General features: G+C 43.3%; 16 protein-coding genes. 6 read left to right on the plus strand and 10 right to left on the minus strand.

What is annotated here, in order from left to right; genetic code table 11:
• The first annotated feature begins 51 nt into the window (after positions 1 to 51).
• The 5 genes from ABDD95_RS19165 to ABDD95_RS19185 are packed head-to-tail and all read left to right on the plus strand — an operon-like array spanning position 52 to position 9,483.
• Positions 52 to 1,305 (plus strand): glycosyl hydrolase family 28 protein, encoded by a 1,254-nt coding sequence (locus tag ABDD95_RS19165; RefSeq protein ID WP_345948961.1) that lies wholly within the window; start codon positions 52 to 54, stop codon positions 1,303 to 1,305.
• Positions 1,306 to 1,330: 25 nt separating this feature from the next.
• Entirely contained in the window at positions 1,331 to 4,591 is a 3,261-nt protein-coding gene (locus ABDD95_RS19170) for a glycosyl hydrolase (RefSeq protein ID WP_345948962.1), read from the plus strand.
• A gap of 35 nt (positions 4,592 to 4,626) precedes the next feature.
• Entirely contained in the window at positions 4,627 to 4,926 is a 300-nt protein-coding gene (locus ABDD95_RS19175) for a hypothetical protein (RefSeq protein ID WP_345948963.1), read from the plus strand.
• Between the two features lie 51 nt (positions 4,927 to 4,977).
• Positions 4,978 to 7,359, plus strand: coding sequence for a glycosyl hydrolase 115 family protein (locus ABDD95_RS19180; RefSeq protein ID WP_345948964.1), 2,382 nt, complete (start codon positions 4,978 to 4,980; stop codon positions 7,357 to 7,359).
• Positions 7,360 to 7,383: 24 nt separating this feature from the next.
• Positions 7,384 to 9,483 (plus strand): beta-galactosidase, encoded by a 2,100-nt coding sequence (locus tag ABDD95_RS19185; protein ID WP_345948965.1) that lies wholly within the window; start codon positions 7,384 to 7,386, stop codon positions 9,481 to 9,483.
• Between the two features lie 1,198 nt (positions 9,484 to 10,681).
• Here the strand turns inward: ABDD95_RS19185 and ABDD95_RS19190 are convergent.
• From ABDD95_RS19190 to ABDD95_RS19200, 3 genes are all read right to left on the minus strand, one after another.
• Positions 10,682 to 11,500 carry a hypothetical protein gene (locus ABDD95_RS19190; RefSeq protein ID WP_345948966.1) on the minus strand — a complete coding sequence of 273 codons (819 nt, stop codon included), beginning with the start codon at positions 11,498 to 11,500 and terminating at the stop codon, positions 10,682 to 10,684.
• Between the two features lie 13 nt (positions 11,501 to 11,513).
• Positions 11,514 to 11,726 (minus strand): hypothetical protein, encoded by a 213-nt coding sequence (locus tag ABDD95_RS19195; protein WP_345948967.1) that lies wholly within the window; start codon positions 11,724 to 11,726, stop codon positions 11,514 to 11,516.
• Between the two features lie 503 nt (positions 11,727 to 12,229).
• Positions 12,230 to 12,430 carry a hypothetical protein gene (locus tag ABDD95_RS19200; RefSeq protein WP_345948968.1) on the minus strand — a complete coding sequence of 67 codons (201 nt, stop codon included), beginning with the start codon at positions 12,428 to 12,430 and terminating at the stop codon, positions 12,230 to 12,232.
• A 130-nt stretch (positions 12,431 to 12,560) separates the two neighbouring features.
• Here ABDD95_RS19200 and ABDD95_RS19205 point away from each other — a divergent pair, with 130 nt between their 5' ends.
• Positions 12,561 to 12,794 carry a hypothetical protein gene (locus tag ABDD95_RS19205; protein WP_345948969.1) on the plus strand — a complete coding sequence of 78 codons (234 nt, stop codon included), beginning with the start codon at positions 12,561 to 12,563 and terminating at the stop codon, positions 12,792 to 12,794.
• A gap of 5 nt (positions 12,795 to 12,799) precedes the next feature.
• Here ABDD95_RS19205 and ABDD95_RS19210 read toward each other — a convergent pair whose 3' ends face one another.
• The 7 genes from ABDD95_RS19210 to ABDD95_RS19240 all read right to left on the minus strand — a co-directional run bounded on the left by ABDD95_RS19210 (position 12,800) and on the right by ABDD95_RS19240 (position 19,487).
• Positions 12,800 to 13,042, minus strand: a complete 243-nt coding sequence (locus ABDD95_RS19210; protein WP_345948970.1) for a 4a-hydroxytetrahydrobiopterin dehydratase — start codon at positions 13,040 to 13,042, stop codon at positions 12,800 to 12,802.
• Between the two features lie 24 nt (positions 13,043 to 13,066).
• Positions 13,067 to 14,617 (minus strand): nucleotidyltransferase, encoded by a 1,551-nt coding sequence (locus tag ABDD95_RS19215; RefSeq protein WP_345948971.1) that lies wholly within the window; start codon positions 14,615 to 14,617, stop codon positions 13,067 to 13,069.
• A 2-nt stretch (positions 14,618 to 14,619) separates the two neighbouring features.
• Entirely contained in the window at positions 14,620 to 16,395 is a 1,776-nt protein-coding gene (locus ABDD95_RS19220) for an SAVED domain-containing protein (RefSeq protein WP_345948972.1), read from the minus strand.
• 6 nt (positions 16,396 to 16,401) lie between these two features.
• Positions 16,402 to 17,301, minus strand: coding sequence for an ATP-binding protein (locus ABDD95_RS19225; protein ID WP_345948973.1), 900 nt, complete (start codon positions 17,299 to 17,301; stop codon positions 16,402 to 16,404).
• Complete coding sequence (locus ABDD95_RS19230) at positions 17,295 to 17,783, minus strand: hypothetical protein (RefSeq protein ID WP_345948974.1); 489 nt, start codon at positions 17,781 to 17,783, stop codon at positions 17,295 to 17,297. The genes ABDD95_RS19225 and ABDD95_RS19230 overlap by 7 nt, the downstream gene beginning before the upstream one ends.
• 12 nt (positions 17,784 to 17,795) lie before the next feature.
• Entirely contained in the window at positions 17,796 to 18,839 is a 1,044-nt protein-coding gene (locus ABDD95_RS19235) for a CBASS oligonucleotide cyclase (protein WP_345948975.1), read from the minus strand.
• Between the two features lie 252 nt (positions 18,840 to 19,091).
• Positions 19,092 to 19,487: a hypothetical protein gene (locus ABDD95_RS19240; RefSeq protein WP_345948976.1), complete on the minus strand. Its 396-nt coding sequence runs from the start codon at positions 19,485 to 19,487 to the stop codon at positions 19,092 to 19,094.
• Positions 19,488 to 19,502: the final 15 nt, after the last annotated feature.

Consider the following 19,502-nt stretch of genomic DNA (forward strand, 5'->3'; position numbering starts at 1 on the left):
GCTGTTTCCTATGGCCAACGTTTGAAAAACCCAATAAAAAAGATCACACCTATGAAAAACTCAATATTCCTGTTCTGCTTTATCATTATTTCTTACAGATCGATTGCGCAGGACTATTTAGTGACCAAATACGGCGTGAATGCCGATAGCACGGTAGTACTTACCAATGCTATTCAAAAAGTGATCGATAAAGCTGCGGCGGAAGGCGGTGGGAATATCGTTTTTTCTAAAGGAACCTATTTGACCGGAGCATTGTTCTTCAAGCCCAAAACCAAGCTCATCCTTCAGGAGGGTGCAGTTCTAAAAGGCTCAGATGAGATCCGTGATTACCCTTTGCTTCCTTCACGTATGGAAGGACAAAACCAATTGTATTATGCTGCATTGATCAACGCATATTTCGTGGATGATTTTAGCATCAATGGTCCCGGCAGTATCAACGGTAACGGCACTAAATTCTGGAAAGCATTTTGGGAGCACCGCGATACTATGAATAAAGCTAAGAAGCCATGGACGAACCTGGAGGTACACCGGCCGCGGCTCATATTTTTGTGGGGATGTAACAAAGTGACCATTCAGAATACAAAGTTCAGAAATGCTGGTTTCTGGACCACCCATCTTTATCAGTGTAAAAATGTACTTGTCGACGGCTGCGATATACGTTCCCCATACGCCCCTATCCCTGCGCCAAGCACAGACGGTATAGACCTCGACGTTTGTAGTAAAGTAGTGATCCGAAACTGTTATATATCCGTTAACGACGATGCTATCGCAATCAAAGGCGGAAAGGGAATAGAGGCCCACCTGTTACCACAAAACGGGATAGTAGAGGATGTGCTGATCGAAGGTTGCACTTTTGGTGAGTCGCATGGTTCGTTGACACTGGGAAGCGAAGCGATCCATGTAAGGAACATTACTATGCGTAACTGCAAAATGGATAATAAGACCTCCATTTTGCGCATCAAGATGCGGCCTGATACCTATCAGATTTATGAAAATATAAGCATCGAAGGGATCACAGGAAAGTGCGGGATACTATTAGCATTAGCTCCGTGGACGCAGTTCTACGATTTGGCAGGCCGCACAGAAAAACCTTTCGGTACCGTTCGAAACATCAGTTTTACTAATATTCAGGTCGAGTGCAACAGGATCGGTGACATTAAGGGTAACCCCGATGACAGGATATCTGACATATCCTTTAAGAATGTTACCGCCAAAGCAATCGCGCCCACCTTAATTACCGGTAAATATCCTAATATCACCACGGAAAAAATGATCGTTAACGGAAGCGACTTTGTAATCAAATAGAAAACCCTCTATTGAATTTAATCAAATGAGCAGAAAATACATTTGGCTTTTGATCGCCGCTTTAAGTGTTCTGGCAGGATTTAAACTCTATCCGGCAGATGAGATGGAAAACATCCGTAAGGGGTTCATTCATCCGCCCGATAGCGTCAGAGTAACCACATTCTATTATTGGTTGAATAATCACATTTCAAAAGATGGCGTGATCAAAGACCTGTACGCTATGAAAGAGGCAGGGATCACCAGGGTGTTTATAGGTACTAACATACGTAACCGAACGGATTGGTCGAGAGATACGACCGGCAAATGGTTCGGCAATGTAAAGGTGTTCTCTAAAGAATGGTGGGACATCGTACATGTTGCTTTGAAGACCGCGACCGCGTTAGATATCGAGGTCGGTCTATTCAATTGTCCCGGCTGGAGCCAATCTGGTGGGCCATGGGTAAAACCCAACCAAGCCATGCGTTATCTTGATGCGACCGAGCTTCGCGTCAAAGGACCTTTAAGGCTTCAAAAACAACTGGCAAAGACAGACACTTTTTTTCAGGACGTGAAAGTTCTGGCAATGAGGGTACCGTCAAACTACCGACAAAATCTGATAGAGCATCCAGGCACCAAGATCAAAGCTGAGAAACTGGAGATCATCTCCTCTGCAAATGAGGCCCAGGCACATTATGTATTAAAAGAAAAAGAATCCTTTCTAAATATTGAGCTTCCTAAAACAGAAACCGTAAGAAGTTTAAGTATCTATCCATTTGAAATGCTTAACGCAACTGTCGATGTGCAGGTCAAAGTAGATACCGGATACCAAAGTGTGAAAAAAGCGGAATTGAACCGCTCTCGCGCGGTTGAAGATCTCGCTAAGGGTTTCGAGCCTTATTCACCTTGCTTTTTGCCATTAGGCAACCTGACGGCAAGATCATTCCGTTTGGTCTTTCATCAATATGGCGGCGGAAACAGCCGGATCAGTAAGCTGGTACTAAGTCCTACCCCCGTCATCAAAGACCTGCTTGAAAAAAAACTGGCAAAAGTGGTGGGAAGTTCGCCCTGGTGGACCGGATCGGCACAAAAAACAGAAGCCCTATCAACAGCGGATGTGGCCTTGCCTGCTGCTCAGGATGTGCTTGATATCTCAAAGAACATGGATGCCAAGGGAAATTTGGATTGGAATGTGCCGAAAGGTGAATGGGTGATCATCCGTACCGGTATGCGATTCATTAATGTAATGAACGGTCCTGCATCTTTCGAAGCCGAAGGTTTGGAAGTAGACAAGCTGAGCAGGCAAAATATTCAAATGCACTTCAATGCATTCATTGGAGAAATATTGAAACGAGTACCTGCGAACGACCGCAGAACACTAAAAATGGTCGTCATGGATAGTTACGAACGTGGAGGCACCAACTTTACTGATAGTTTTCTGGTTGATTTTAAAAAGCGTTACGGTTATGACGCAACGCCATACTTGCCTGTTTACAGTGGCCACATGATCAGCAGCCCGGCAATCTCAGATCGTTTTTTATGGGATGTAAGGCGACTGGTAGCTGACAAGCTTTCCTATGACTATATCGGCGGGATGCGGGAGATCAGCCACCGGAACGGGTTGAGGACATGGCTGGAAAATTACGGGCATTCCGGTTATCCAGGCGAATTTCTCCAATATGGGGGCCAATCCGATGAGGTGGCGGGTGAATACTGGGTAGAACCGATCAGCGACCGGCGTTTTGAGAATCGTGGCGCTGCATCGACCGCACATATTTATGGCAAGAACAAGGTATGGGCAGAATCATTTACCAGCGGCTCGTGGGCCAAAAGTTTTGAATACAGCACTTATCCGCAGGAACTCAAAAGCCTGGGTGACCAGGCATTTACCCAAGGCATCAACAGCACAGTACTGCACCTGTATATTCAGCAAGCTTACGAAGATGTGTATCCCGGCGTTGATGCCTGGTTCGGGACAGAATTCAACCGTAAAAACACATGGTTCAAGCATATGGACCTGTTCACATTATATCACCGTCGCTGTAACTATATGCTTCAACAGGGCAGGAATGTGGCTGATGTCGCTTATTACATTGGTGAGGACAATCCCATCATGAGGGGGGTGTTAGAACCCGAATTGCCAAAAGGATATAATTACGACTACATCAATGCCGAGGTCATTACACGAGACCTTCAGGTTAAAAATGGCCGGTTCATTCTACCGAACGGCACAAGTTACAGGGTACTGGTGTTACCGCCACAGGAAACGATGCGTCTTGAGGTGCTACAAAAGATCGAAAAACTGGTTAGTGATGGGGGCATCGTTTTAGGGTCGCCGCCTAGCAGGTCGCCGAGTTTACAGAATTATCCGCAGGGCGACCAGAACATCAGGGACCTAGCCTCGAAATTATGGACAAGCTCTAACATAAATGCCCATGCCTACGGTAAAGGCAAGGTGTATTCAAGAACGAGCTTGCAAGAGATATTTAAAGAACAAAAAATTACAGCCGACCTCATCACCAACAACAATGCGATAGCGTACACCCATCGTACACTTAATGGCAAAGAGATCTATTTTTTAGCCAATCTAACGGGTAAACCTGTCAATTTTGAAGCTACATTTCGGGTGAATGGATTGCAACCAGAGTTATGGGATGCACTGAGCGGCGAAACAAGGCGTTTGCCGGCCTATGAAAAAAGCAATGGGCACGAGACCGTGCCATTAAAATTAGCTGCCAATGGCAGTGCCTTTATCATATTCAATATAGCGGGGGTTGGTAAAGGTGGCGGTCTTTCATTAAACTACCCGGAACCCATATCAACGAATGCGCTCAACGGCACATGGCGAGTTGGCTTTGAACATGATAGTATCAAAAGAGGGCCTAATGAGCCGGTGTTTATGTCTAAGCTACAAGATTGGAGCATGTCGGATGATGAGCGTGTTCGCCATTACTCAGGCACTGCCATCTACAATACCACCTTTATTCTTTCTCAGATCAAGGAAAAAAGCAATTACTACATCGACTTGGGTAAGGTCTCTGCAACTGCCAAAGTAAAAGTGAACGGGAAGTATGTAGGAGGTGTTTGGACCTACCCCTACCGCCTAAACCTAACAGGCGTACTCGTTAAAGGTAAGAATAGTTTGCAAGTGGAGGTGATCAATACCTGGCGAAACCGCTTGCTCGGAGATCGTGAGCTTCCGTTAAAAGATCGTAGAGTACGCTCCAGGATCAGTATAGAGAACAAAAACGATACGCTTCAACCATCCGGCCTTTTCGGTCCGGTGGCCATAGTGGAAACAAAAAAATAGTTGGGTAAGGATAAGTCAAGTAAAAACGGGATAATATGAACCATCGAAATTCAGATAAGTACTACGACCAACAGGTCACGGCGATCAGGCAGTTCTACATCAACTTTGCTTCTCCTGAAGATATTTACCTGCAACTGGCTACACATTTACAGAAGTTCATCGAAAAGCAGGATTTCGACATCGAACGGCCGTTACCATCCGTCTATTATATTCACCGCACATTGAATGTTTCCCGTGCGTCAGCGTATCGTGCGTATGCCGAACTTAACCGTAACAACCTGGTGTATTGGATGAAAGGTAAAGGCTTCTATGCCAAATTGAATTCACCAGAATAGTAATTAAAGTCAGTTGAAAAGCACAACCGTTGGAAAAGACAGTACCAAATTATGAGATATAAGATACTTTTACTTGTCATATTCATTACAATATTCAATGCGCAAGCTCAATCCCCTTTGTTCAAGGCAGGACGAAATGCGTCGATCCTGGTCTCTGAAAATGAAAACCCTGTCGTTCAAACCGCAACTGAAATTTTGCAAAAAGACTTCAGGTCGGTTTTCGGCTCAAGTTTGTCTAAAAGCACCGGCAGCGGCGCTGAGATCATCGCAGGTACTTTAGGGGTAAGCGACAAGATTTCCCGCCTTACCGACTCTCACGTCATAGAAACTAACGGGATAAAAGGTAAGTGGGAAACCTATATGATCAAAGCGTTCAAGGAAAAGAACAAGTATAAACTGGTTGTTATCGGGAGCGACAGCCGCGGTACAGCCTATGGTTTATTAGAGATCTCCCGAATGTTAGGTGTATCGCCCTGGGAGTGGTGGGCAGATGCAACGCCGTCGAAGAAAATCAGTTTCACACCACCCGTACAAACGATCATCCGGTCACCTACGGTACAATACCGCGGTATCTTTTTGAATGATGAGGACTGGGGACTACTGCCCTGGAGCAGTAAGAACTACGAACCAGAAGGAAAGCTTAAGGACGGGATAGAAGCGGCGAGTTTAAAAGAAAAAAGCGTGATCGGCCCCAAAACATACGCCCGCATCTTCGAATTGCTGTTACGGCTCCGTGCCAATACGATCTGGCCAGCTATGCATGAGGTGACCGTGCCTTTTTATTTCGTAGATGGCACCAAAGAGGCTGCTGACAAATATGGGATCATATTAGGCACTTCGCATTGTGAACCCATGATGCGGAACAGTGCCAGTGAATGGGACGCGGCCGGAACGGGGCGGTATAATTATGTGACCAATAAGGATGCGGTGATCAGTTACTGGGCAGATCGTTTAAAAGAACTTAAAGGAAGCGAGAATATATTTACCATCGGCATGCGTGGTAAACATGATGGGCAAATGGAAGGCGTAAAGAACAACGCTGAATATAAAGAGCAGCTTTCACAGATCATCCCCCAGCAACAAAATTTAATCGAACAGTACATTTCCAAAGACCCGGCAAAAGTGCCGCAAATATTCGTGCCTTACAAAGAGGTTCTGGACGTTTACCGTTCAGGCCTTGCGGTCCCTGCACATGTTACATTGGTTTGGCCGGATGATAACTACGGCTACATTCGTCATTTTCCCGATCAGGCAGAAAAGGCCAGGCCAGGCGGGAATGGCGTTTACTACCACCTTTCTTATTGGGGAAGGCCACATGACTATTTGTGGTTAGGTACAGCAGATCCGGCCTTGGAACTCCAGCAAATGAAAATGGCCTATGAAAAAGGTGTACAGAAAATATGGATCGCGAATGTAGGTGATATAAAACCGATCGAATACCAGACCGAATTGTTTTTGGACATGGCCTGGAACATCGGCGCTGTAAAAGATATACCATCTCATCTTCGTAACTTTTTAACCCGTGAGTTCGGCCAGCAAAATGCACAGGAACTAGGCCGCATCATGCAGGAACATTATCGTCTCGCACTGATCTGTAAACCGGAGTACCTGGGTAACTCAAGAACCTACGATGCAGCAAAGGCAATGGTCAGCGACCTGCCTTGGACCGAGGGAGAGATACGCAGCCGCATGATCGAATATGAGCAGCTCTCCAAAAGTGTAGAGAAGGTCTCAGCTAAGATCGGCCCCGACAGAAAGAATGCCTTTTTTGAACTGATCGCTTATCCGGTTGAGGCCGCAGCACAAATGAACTTTAAGATGTTGAATGGCCAGTTGGCCAGACATGGTAAAGCAGAATGGCAACTGAGCGAAAAGGCTTACGACAGCATAGGGGTGCTAACCCAGAGATACAATGACCTCGTTGGCGGGAAATGGCATGGCATGATGGATCACCGCCCCCGTAAACTTCCTGTATTTGAACCTTTAGCCCGTTCTACAGACAGTTCAAAAATGCTGAGCAAGGCCCAGCCATTATATCGCTGGACAGCAAGTGATGCCTCTGCAAAAAGTGTAAAAAAAGTCGCCGGACTCGGTTATACGGGTAAAGCGGCCTTAGTCATCAAAAATGAACCGCTGAAATTTATATTCACTCTTTCGAATGCAGATGCTATAGAAGTAGATGTCAGGCTTTTGCCCACCCATGCCATCAATGGTAAAAATTTACGGTTCACTTTATCCCTGGATGGCCACACATCACAGGAAGTTAATTATGAGACCGAGGAACAAAGTGAAGAATGGAAGAACAATGTCTTAAGAAACCAGGCTGTTAGAACATTTAAGTTCAAATGCACTCCGACTTCGAAACATGTTCTCATGCTTACTGCACTTGATGAAGGTGTCGTACTGGATGAACTTCTATTATTTAAAAAGTAAAAACCCAATTCAGACAAATAAAAAATGAAAATTCGATCTCTTTTACTCCATGCTACTTTCCGCAATATTTACGGTGCAGTGCTCGGCGCATCGCTTCTTTTTGCAGGTCAGGTCAGTGCCCAGGTTAAATTCGATAATATACTTTACGGCGCCTCCTATTACCACGAGTATATGCCGACCGAGCGGTTAGAAAAAGATGTGCAACTGATGCAGGATGCCGGTGTCTCTGTGGTGCGCCTGGCCGAATCTTCCTGGAGTGGTTTCGAGCCGCAGGAAGGCAAATTTGAGTTCGCCTGGATGGACAGGATCATCGAGAGGTTGCACAAAGCGGGTATCAAGGTCATCGTGGGAACTCCAACCTATTCTATTCCTGCCTGGCTTTGGAAAAAACACCCGGATATACTGATACAGTATGCAGACGGGCGAAAAATAGGTTATGGCATACGCCAGAACGTGGATTTCACGAATCCCACCTTTTTGAAATATGCAGAGATCATCGTGCGCAAAATAGCAGAGCATTATGCGAAGAACCCGGCGGTCATAGGCTGGCAGGTCGACAATGAGACCCTTACCCGCAATGCTGCCAATCCCAGTTTTCAGGCGGGTTTTCTGAACTACATCAAAGAAAAATTCAAGACGACCGATGAACTCAACAGGATATGGGGTTTGAATTATTGGGGTATGGCCTTGAATAATTGGGATGAGTTCCCGGACCGCCAGTCGGTGACCAATACGGGCTATAAACTGGAGTGGGAGCGTTATAAAATGAAAGTGATCGCCGATTACCTGACGTGGCAAACCAATATCGTGGGTGAGTATAAACGCAAGGACCAGTTCGTCATGCATTGTTTTATGACCACCCCGGAGATCGACAAGCCACAAACCAGCCGTGCGATGGACCTATTGGGACTTAATAAATATCCTCCTGTACAGGATAAATGCACGGGTTCAGAGTACGCGATGGCTGGCGATTATTTACGTTCAGTTAAAAACAAGAATTATATCGTCACTGAAACGACCGGCCAAACAACTGGCTGGGATTCCAAAGAACAATATCCCCCATACGATGGGCAACTCCGCTTAAATGTGTATTCGAACATAGGTTCAGGCGCAAATATGGTGGCATACTGGCATTGGCATTCTCTGCATTACGGGCAGGAGACTTACTGGAAAGGAATCTTGTCGCAGGACCTGCAACCGAACAGGGTCTATAAGGAAATGGCCACGACCGCTAAAGACCTTAAAAAGTTCGGTAGCCATTTGGTCAATCTCAAGATCAAACCTGAAGTTGCGATTCTCTTCAGTTATGATTCAAACCATGCTTTAAATATCATGCCTTATAAAGATGGCAGTGATGCTTACCGTTCACAAACCGACCAGTTACACCGTGCGCTTTACAACAACAGCGTTGCTGTGGATTATGTATTTGCAGATAGGCCGAAATTAAAGGATTACAAGATGATCATTGTGCCGCCTTTATATACGGCGTCAGATTCATTATTGAATGCATTGTCTGATTATGTGAAAGACGGTGGCCAGGTGGTCATGATGTTCAAAAGCGGTTTTACCGATCAGAACAACATGGTACGCCCTGTGATCGCACCGGGGCCGTTACGTCAGGCATGCGGGTTCTATTACCAAGAATTTGCTAACATTAAAGATCTTAAGTTGAAAAATAATCCTTTCGCTATTGCTGAAAAAGATAACAGCGTAACGGATTGGGCGGAACTGATCATACCGGAAACTGCAAAACCGTTGGCCTATTATGATCATCCGTTCTACAGTAGATATCCGGCCATCACAAGTAACCAATTCGGGAAAGGCACATTGGTTTATGAAGGATGCAAACCCTCAGATATTTTGCAGGAAAAGATTCTTTTGGCTGCTATGGAACGTGCGGGTATCAAAACTGTTGATCAGAATATTCACTTCCCGTTGATCACCAAACAGGGCATCAATGACTTTGGTAGGAAAGTACACTTTTATTATAATTATTCAGGACAAGAAAGATCGCTTTCATATATTCACAAGGACGGAAAAGAATTAACCACAGATCAAAGCGTAAAAAATGGCGGGCAAATAATATTAGCTCCTTGGGGTGTAAAGATAGTTGAGGAACAATAGAAAAAAGTTTAAAAGTTACTGAGTCATCTACAATAAAATGGTCTTTTGCAGCGCAGACTACAAAAGACCGTTTTATTGGAAAGTGAGTAGTCCTGAAATAAGTGCCTGTTTTATTATTGCAAAAACATTACAACAAAAGAGCTTAAGTCTAACAGTATGCTGGTTTTACATTTGTAACACAGTCAGCATTTGGCAACTCAGGTGCGGTCTTTGGTTGTTGTAAGTAATTATACTTTGTTCTGTTTGTAATCTGCATCGATGATATCATCCATTTGATCAGCCAAGCCAAACTCATCTCCAAGGGTACCATTTACTCTTTAGGCAACTGCATTTTCATAAGAGTCCATTTTCAGTCATCGATATAGTTATTCCGTTTTGAGTAAGAATGGGCAAGTAAAGCTTACTGCAATACTGTAAGCCTCGATCTAATTGATGATTAGGCAGCATCTTTATATTGCCTTTGTTCGATAGCCATTTGTAGCTTGAAATTTTGATATAATTTATAAATTATTGCAGAGTTCATAACTTATGATCTGCTGAGAATAGGGATCTGTAGATAAAGATTACAGTCTTTAGAATCAATGTAAATGATATCGCTACCCACAGCTGTTCCAGGTGTACAAGAGTGATGTCTTCGATCAGGTTAGATATTTGCGTAACCATTGTTTTTAGTTAGTGGTTACAGTATACCGCTTTCGTTTTAAAACGAGCAACCCTTCAGCCCTTAGTAAATCAAAAATAGCCCCTACTGGTCAAAACGTTGCTTTGCTTTAACAGATAATTTAGCTTACGTGTGCCCAACTAAGGCATGCTTCGCCGCAATTGCAAAACCAAGGTATGGACTTGGATTCTCAAAGCAATTTTTCTGTTATCTTTAATAATCTAATTATAGTAAGCCTGTTTACTAAGCCTAACAATGCACAAAACATACTCACTCTTCCCCTTGGGACAAGACACCTAATATTTTCGTGAACAAATAGGTATTTTACATCTTACAACTAAACAGCAACAACACGTAAATATAGCTCCAGTAGATGTGTTGTTCTTTTTGAAATGTTGTAGTTTTTCAGCAATTTATAAGCTAAACTTACTTGGGACAACCTGACTAACCCATCAGAAGGTCTTTGAGTGCATACAGTTGACTCTTAGTATCTTACAAGACGCAAAGATTGTTTTGTAACCTATTTGTAAAACAAGGCTAATCAACAAGTGGAACGGAATCTCCGTTCTCACGTGCGATGGAAAGATAATATTTTTCAAACCAAGCTGTTTGATCAGCCGAACTGACAGTATCCCAATTTTTATTACCGTCCACGTTTTTAAAATGGCCTATTAGCCTGAACGGTGCTTCATTTAAAGAGTTGTCGAAAAAGAAAGCCTGGTAAGCAATTTGTGCAGTTCTGTATAACAATCCAAGTGAAGATGTGTACCGGCTTGTGATCTTATCGGCTGGAACATCATGACCACCTTGAGTTTTGCGTAGTAACACTCGATAATTGTTTATTTCTGGTGATTCCGTTGATACAAAATACAGATACACTTTATACCCAGCCGCAGCAGCTTGCTCCATGATTTCCAAATTCGATTCGTGTGAAAAAACCGTTTCAAATGAAAAACGACGCCGATCTTTTAGTAAAGCTTCGCGCAAAAAGCGGGCAATGAGTTGGGCAACTCTGTCCAACGCCCGGCGATCAACTAATTTGATGATTTTACTTTCAAACCTGATAGCAGCTTGTAATTGGTATAGCGTAAACTGCTCGCTGATCAAGCCCGAAACAACGGCAAAGTCAAAAAAGTTATTTGGTGCCGGTTCTAGTTCATATACATTAAAGCTAAACTTGTCCTCCGACAGTGCTCTAGCGATATCGTCGGCGTTAATATAAACACCAACGTCGATTTGACGGCCGGAAGCCTCCGATTCGCGGATAGACTTAATTACTGTACTTTTTCCAGAACCATTCGGACCTGCAAAAACACGGAGGCGAAGTTGGGAAGTTGCAGGTTTCTCAGACTTCATTCAAATGGGATATTTATATCTCCTGTAACTGTTCAATGTTGCCGTTAGCATATTGCTTCACAACCCACCCGTCTTTGACGGTCACGACAAAGCCCATAACGTTCATTGCGTCATTCGCAGCTGTCACACCAGCACTTTTAGCTTTTCTTACAAGCAAGCGTTTAGTGAGATAAGAATACCCGTCGCTGGTAACGTGATTGGATGTTCTATGCTTTTTAACTGCCATATAGTAAATATACGAATAAAATAAAAAACGGAATAATTTGTTTGATTATTGTTCGACCCTAAATGAAAGTTGAATCCGAAACATTAGTCGTTTTAAATGCCCAATATGTAATTGCTGTGGAAAAAACAAGAGCATTGACCGACCTGACCTTCTTCGCAACTTTATTTTTCCCTAAATCTTAAACATAACGCTGTAGGTATCATTATCAACGGATTTAATTTAGTGCAGTTATCCATTAGTGTGCCATTCTAGTGTTCCATTTTAATCAGCCTACAGATTCAATTAACTAGAGTTCACTAAAAATTAAATTCAATTCTTGAAAATCACCTAAATGATACTAAAGTTATAATCCTAACAATTTCAAGAGTTGATAATAAATAGTAATCTGTTATTGATTGCTACTAATGTAAAGCGCAGCGTAATCAACGCTTTAGAAAGTCCGTCTTCAAAAGATCGCCTAAACTCATCACCCCTAAATAACCGAAAAAACTTGGTTAGTAGTGTTAGACCATCGACCGAGATACCCTTAGCGATGGTCGGATAGCCGTATCCATATCATTTGATCCGGCTAACCGATCCCCCTCAGCCTGGCGCTCCGCAGCGATACCGCCTTTATATGATCCGCCTTTAGGTATAGTAATGTGAAGGGAACTGAAGCTTCGCTGTACCGCCTCATTCGCAGGCTTGAAACTATCAACTGCCATTTTGAAGTAATTCGGAACGAGCACCCGAAGGGCAGCAAGGTACGCCGGTAGGCGATCCTTGCTAGTATGCTGGTTGAAAGCCTGAAGACGATACCAATTAACCCATCTTATCTTAAAGAGAAGCAAGTGCATGGCGGATGGTGAGCGCAGCAAGGCATCAGCAGGGGAACCGTCCGCCATGCGCTTGTGGCGTGGTAAGCTGGTTGAAAGAATAAATGCAGCTTTTGCGAATTCAATGGATGAAACGAGCGTCGCGCAAGGCGGTATTACTATAGTCCGCCACGCCTTATGGGTAAGCAGCGGCATCCACCGTAGCGGATACAGCGGAAGCCGGCCCCGGCAGCGCCGGGGAACGCCCCCATAGCCTAATTAAACCACTCGCGGCACTAACTGGTCAATCAAATCAGCCATCTGTCTATCTTTATCAGTAACTGTGTTGCCTGCATCGTGAGAACATAACCAGATCTCAACATGACCATAGGTGTTGCTCCAGGTTGGGTGGTGATCAGCTTTCTCTGCAAGCAATGCAACCCTCGTCATAAAGGAAAAAGCTTGCGAAAAGTCGCTAAACTTAAATTCCCTATATAATTTATTATCTATATGTGTCCACATTCTACATTGAAAACTTTTTGATCATCAAGCGATATTTACGATAAACTCCGAACTCCTTGCAACACAAGTCCCCTCTTTGACAATAAAACATTCTATCCAATGAGTCCCCCGGAATGACGAATATTCTTTTTGGTTAAGACCGCCTACCCCTAATGTTCTGGAGGCATATATACCACCACGGAGACCACTTGAATTCGCTGCTTCCTGACCCGTATTGACCACTTGCCAATATACATCGAACGGACGGGGAACATTCGTGCTCGCGACAAAATAAATATCGCACCCTTTGGGCACAACGGTATTCGCCAGTATCGTGTGACGTTTCTTGCCCTGTTTAAAACTCCCTTGAATTTCCGATCTATATTTCAAATTTTCCGGCCATCGAACTCGCTCGCGGTGGGGTACGTGCAATAGTGACCGATCAAAACTTTTGCCAGAGTAGTTCTCTGACAATTGCAGGCCAATTCCATCAGGGTCTATCGTTTCGTTAATGACACTCGTGCCGATCACTGCTTTCAAAACACGCGCGATCTCACCTAGATCGCCCCCTGCTAAAACAGAGAAATCTTCCTTTGCCTTGTTAAGCCAAGCATAAAAATTATCTTCCTTATTAGGTTCATCTGGCCATTTATCTGCAAAGTTTTCAACGTCATTCACGGGGTTGGCCACCCATTTGATCTCCCTGTGGTACATAGCACTGTAACGAAGTTCTATGAACGACTCCATCCTATTGAGGATATTGAGTAAGGCGGCGACAATATTCTCTTCCTTTTGATAGGCTTTTGCAGCGAGGGTCGTGATGATAATAGATATTGGTTTATCATCGTCACCTCCATACGTCATATCCCGGTGGCGTTTGAGTATTTGTATGATCCGTTTCAGCGGCTCCTTCCTGGAAGCATGTTCCGGTAATGCCTCAACCGACTCCCTTAACGACATCAACTTAGTTGCCGACAGTCTCGCTCTTTCGTTGAACCAGCCTGCATACCCGAAAGGGTTACTTTTGGGCCAAAATTCAGGTTGCACCTCCGTCCGGTGATTGGGTAATCTTTTATCGGTAATTTTAATGGACAGCCGATCAACTTGCCTATTCTCTAAAGCAGAAAACGACCTTTCCATTAACTGATAATGCTCTTGTCCTACTAAAGCAGGTAAAATATCCATGTGAAACTTCGTAGACTCTGCATAGAGCAATGTCCAGCAACGGTTACCCTCTTCGTCGAGCATCCGTTTATAAGTTCCATTCGCTTTTAATTCATCACCGATCGCCTGCTTTAAATGATATTGGGTCCAGGACGCTTGTTTGCCGGTTAGCCGGCAAACAAGGTCTATATCCAGTTCATCATCCTGCATGATTGGTTTGATCATCGTACCTAACAAAAACGAGCCCTGGGGTTTGATCTCGGGCTTATAAAGCTTAAGCCCTGGGGTTTCTGCAAGATAATTAGCGACCGCTGTATAACGGTCTTCAACTGCTTTGTACTGTGCAGCTGTAAGGTCAAGTGCTTCACCTATTTTGTTAAGCCATTGATCCAGCTGATCGTTATTTTGAAAGGTAGATGGTACGCGAAACATGCTTAACGGTTTAATTGATATAATGCTTTCAGTTGTTTTGATATTTTTTCGCCATCACGTTCTCGATAACCTTTAACAAGCTCAGTAAGTTGAAATCCGCCAGCATTTGACGCCCGCAAGATCCGGCCATCCAATTGGAAATAACCGATCTCCAACTCTTCTGATTTGTAACCGGTCAACCTGAATATGGTACGTTGCGCTTGCGCCCTGATATCCACCCCCCTTATTTCTATGATAGGTTTGTTGGCAAGGATATTTACGATCTGCGGCAAAGTTGTGCATGACCGGTCCTCTATCTGGATATAATTCCAATACCAGATCAAATAACGATTTACCCGCCTAACCTGCATCTCATCTTTATTAGGATCGAGGTCATCGAATGCCCACATCGTCTTTGTTGCCACATCGATCAACTGACGGAAGAACTCTTTCTCATTTTTTGCATCCTGATTATAGTGGGCTTGCGAATAGGCAAACTCATGAAGCATTGCCCAAACATCTGCCACATAGTCAGCTTCTTCCAGTACTCTTGGAAAACGGCCTATGTTATTCGCTGTGGCATTGGTTAAATTTTGATGAATATGCAACCCCTCATGGAAAACAAATAAGCGCAATGCTCTTAATATTTTTGATTTATCGCGTTCAAGCCTGTTCATTATATTAAATATGAACCGGTCATTGACCTGCCAAACATCACTTTCACTTATGTGAAAACCATCGTCTGCTTTATCTACATCTAATGACAGTGTTGATGTTTTAATGATCGTATCGGCCAGATCAGGCATTGCTTTCCAAAAGCCTTTTTCTATTTCGCTGTAATCTCCCGCAGGTAATAACTGCCGCACCCAACTGAATTTTTCAGTCTGGCGTTCTTTTTCCTGCGCTTTGCTCTGCGCGAACGGGGCGATCTTGTTTTCCAGTTCAGCTTTAAATTCAGCTTTGATCTCATTGATCAGTTTAACATCCTCTTCAGTGATATTGGTTTCACTTTGAGGAGTTTCCTGTAAGATCAGTACTTGCTCATTTTTAGGCGTGCTGTTAGCATTGAACTGATAGGTGACAATTGGCTTAGATAAGAGCGGGTTGATCTTCGTCCCCATCAAAAATGCTAGTCCAACAGGTACGGTAGGGAATAGGTGGATTTTATCGGTGTCCGGTAAATAATTCGCCACTGAATCCAGCCCCTGTGAGAACTGGTGCGCAAATGCTTTTAATTGCTCCTGGCTTCTAAATACGTCTTTGCCGGGTTGCTCTAAGGTCAGGCTAATTATTTTACTGGCTCCATCAACCACCTCCTGCATGTCTGAGTCTTGCGTAAGATAGGTAGTCTCAACTTTGTAAACAACATCTATTGGCGCTTTGAATGTTTCAGAAACGAAGTGCGATATCGCCGGTAATTGAGGCTTTTCATCATCGTTTCGCCAATTCCAAGTCATCTGTTCACGGTGGAATAAATATACATCCACATCGTTCCAGGAACCGAAACAATATCCCAGGTGTAATGCTAAAGGTATGGTAGCTTTACCAAAATAAAGCACTTTATGATCCGCATTTGCGGTTATATATGGCTTTATTTCATTATCGATCAGGTTTTTTTGATAAATGCGGAATTCTACATTATCCAACAAGTGAACCCTGTCCATACTGATGATCTCCCTTTTGATATCAAATATCTTATAGACCGGAATACCGGCATCCTGTGGTAAAAAGGCGAGTACTTCCTCATCTGTGATCTCACCAAAGATCTGGTGTTTTAATATAATATATCCTTTTGCCATGTTGTTTTAGTTGATTTTGTGTTCACCCAATAAAGGTGTTGGTTCTGTTGATTTTAATATTTCAGTGTACAAATGCACACTAAATGGTTGCTTCAGTTCGACAGAGCGGTATAATGTCTGCTTGGCCACTCTTTGGATCAGGTCTGAAAAGCTATACGGTATACTTAGGCCTGAACAATACTTTATCAGGTCATCTAATTGGGTTATATTTAAGTCTATACCTGTAAATATCCAATTAAAAACCTCTTCGAGCGTATCTTCATTTGGCCGGTCAAACACCAAATGTAAACTCGTTCTCCTGCGTACAGCTGGGTCCAAAACGGTCATACGGTTGGTGATCATAATAACTGCCAATTTCTTTTTGCTCTTTTGAATGGCGTCAATTTGTTTGATGAGCACATTCAATCCCGCACGGTCTTCATGATGTGCCTGGTTTTGGGCGCGGCTGGTGGCTATGTCGTCTGCTTCATCAATAATCAGTAAGCCAGATTCGTTGTCCTTTAACTTCGCTTTAACGGACTCAAATACCTCGGTGATGCGGTTTGAGATCTCGCCAACTAAGCCCCCGCCTCTAATGTTAGAAGGCGTTTCAAATACCTTAACTTGCGTGCCGAGTAACTCCGCTAAAGGCGTAGCTACACACTGAGCCAAAGCGGTTTTGCCACAACCAACCTCCCCCGATAGGATAATTAACGGATTGCTGGTTTTTAATAAAGACATGATGGGCAATCCTTTATGATGATATTTTTTCTCCCAATCCGTTAGTTTACTTTGATCAAGCAATAATTCTAACGTTGTAAGTAGTTCCTTTTTTTGATGGTCGATCCCCACCAAAGACATAAAATCTTTTTTTGCCTCTTTATTAGGGTGAATACCCTCTGCTAACCTGATCGTACTATCTACCATTTTCCTATAATTGATTGCTGAACGCCAAAACCGCCGCTTGAGTAAGATTTTGCATAAGTTGCACTTCCTGTCAATGCCTTGCCACTTCCCCAACCCCAAGCTGTAAGCTGACGGTTAACTTCCGCCAGGTTTGGCGAGTAGGGATCTTTTTTTATAAATAAATTAACTGTGATACCGTCAAGTCCCCAGAAATCTATGCCTCCGGTCTGATCGTCTACCGCTATTGTTGAGTCAGCGCGAACCTCATAGTGAAGCCCTCCTTTTTCATTGCCATAACTGTCTTTAAATTGCAGTTGAAATGATTTAAGTACCTTTTTATCTAATAAGTACAATAATTCCCTGCGCATTTTATCAGCATAATCTTTGGTGATTATATCCGCTGTCATAAGGCCAATAAGATCTTCGTATACTTTTCCCATAACATAACGCGCCCTCGCCTCTGTATAGGTATTTGTTGCACTATTAACGTATGTATCTGACATAATAAGCTCTCCTTATTCGCAATGATTTTTAAAAGGGTTTCCAAATAACTTCACTAACTCATCCATTGCCAACTGATCCTCGCCGTCTATGTTATAGCGGATGATCCTGTTCCAACTATCGCGGGCATTTTCAAACCACGTAGCAAACTCGTTAAGCTTATTCTTGTCCCACTTAGCTGTTATATTATTGCCGCTATTTACTGGATCCAAGACAACCCAGCCGGTCATGCCAGAAATATCAGGTGTCGTATAGTAATCCGTAAAATAAACTGGCTTTTGATTTCTTACAATGTTAGCGAGGTAACTGAACCACCTTGCCAAGGTTTCTGCATAGGTTTTCTCTACACCCAACTTGTCAAAGGCATATGCGGTGAGCCAGTCAATAAGTGCTGTCGGTGGACGGTTATCGGTCCCCGAAGAAGCATCATAGTCTAGGTAGTAAGAATTATCTGCCTGAAACTCCTTCCACCATTTCATCAGTCGTACGCATTCGTTATATTTAACACGGCCGGGTGATGCCTTGCTTATTTTAGTCCTGCCGGTGGTAAACTCACAATGTTTTTGCACTGAAGTTTTTAATCTGTCACCATTTTTTTTGATCAATATCTGCTCATCTATCTTACTGGTAGCCTGCATCGGCACCACATCAAATGCCAGTTCATTTGATAATATTAGATTAACAGAACTGTTAGTGATATTAATGGTTGAATTTGGGTAAGATTTCCGGACGTATCGCTCAAACTTGGTTAGTAATTCGTCCAGCTTTTTGCCATCGGCATCTTCGGGTTTAATCACCATCGGTATATCAATATCATAACCATCTACTTCCGAATGGCCCATATAATGCCTGCGCAAGCCCGTCCCTTTGGCATCCGATCCGCCACAAGGGGTGCTTACTACTGTTACGCCATCATCTTTGGCATTTTTTTTCACCCGCTCGGTGAGTGTATCGGCTTGTGATGTGTTATCTTCTTTTTTATCAGGATCTGGTGCGATCCAATCTACAAAGCAACACATGCGGCTATGTAATGTTGAGTGCGTTGTGAGCTGACTCATTGTTCCTCCTTGATTAAAATTTAAACTATATCTGTCCTGTTCGAGCTTAAAAGCTCAAAATTTGTAAAGGCACGTCATTGCTGATCGTACGGTAATAAAAAGATTACAGGATTATCTTGCTAAAAAAGGAAGGGAGTTTTTGTAGATATCCAAATAGATGTATATTTGGTTGCACAATCCAACGAAGCTCTGCTTCAATTTAAGTCGATAAGCCTATTCTTGTCGGCTTTTTTTATGTTGAATCCATATGTTTTATGCTGCTCGTTTTATTAAATTATAGATCTGTATCATATGCTGATCCTTCACGGTCCTACGTATAAATTCATCAAAGTTTATACTGACCACTCTTGCTGCTTTTGCCAGGACTGATAGATGCTGATCCTCATCCGAAAGCACTATTGAAAGATCTTGCTTTTGGGCAATGTATAATGAACTCAAGTCGCCAATCGAAGCATTCCCTCTTTTCCCATCCACCCAAACATCAAATCCACCCTCCGGGAATTCGGTCTTTAAACCGGTGTATATTTGAATCTGCTTCTTTAGCTGGAAACTATAATCGTTTAATCTAATAGCTGATATAGAAATGCTGTTCTGCAGCAGTATACCACTCAAGATATTGTATTTACCCAAACGGGATAGCAATTCCATATCGTTTATTATAAA

The sequence above is a fragment of the Mucilaginibacter sp. PAMB04274 genome (genome assembly GCF_039634385.2).
Taxonomy (GTDB): domain Bacteria; phylum Bacteroidota; class Bacteroidia; order Sphingobacteriales; family Sphingobacteriaceae; genus Mucilaginibacter.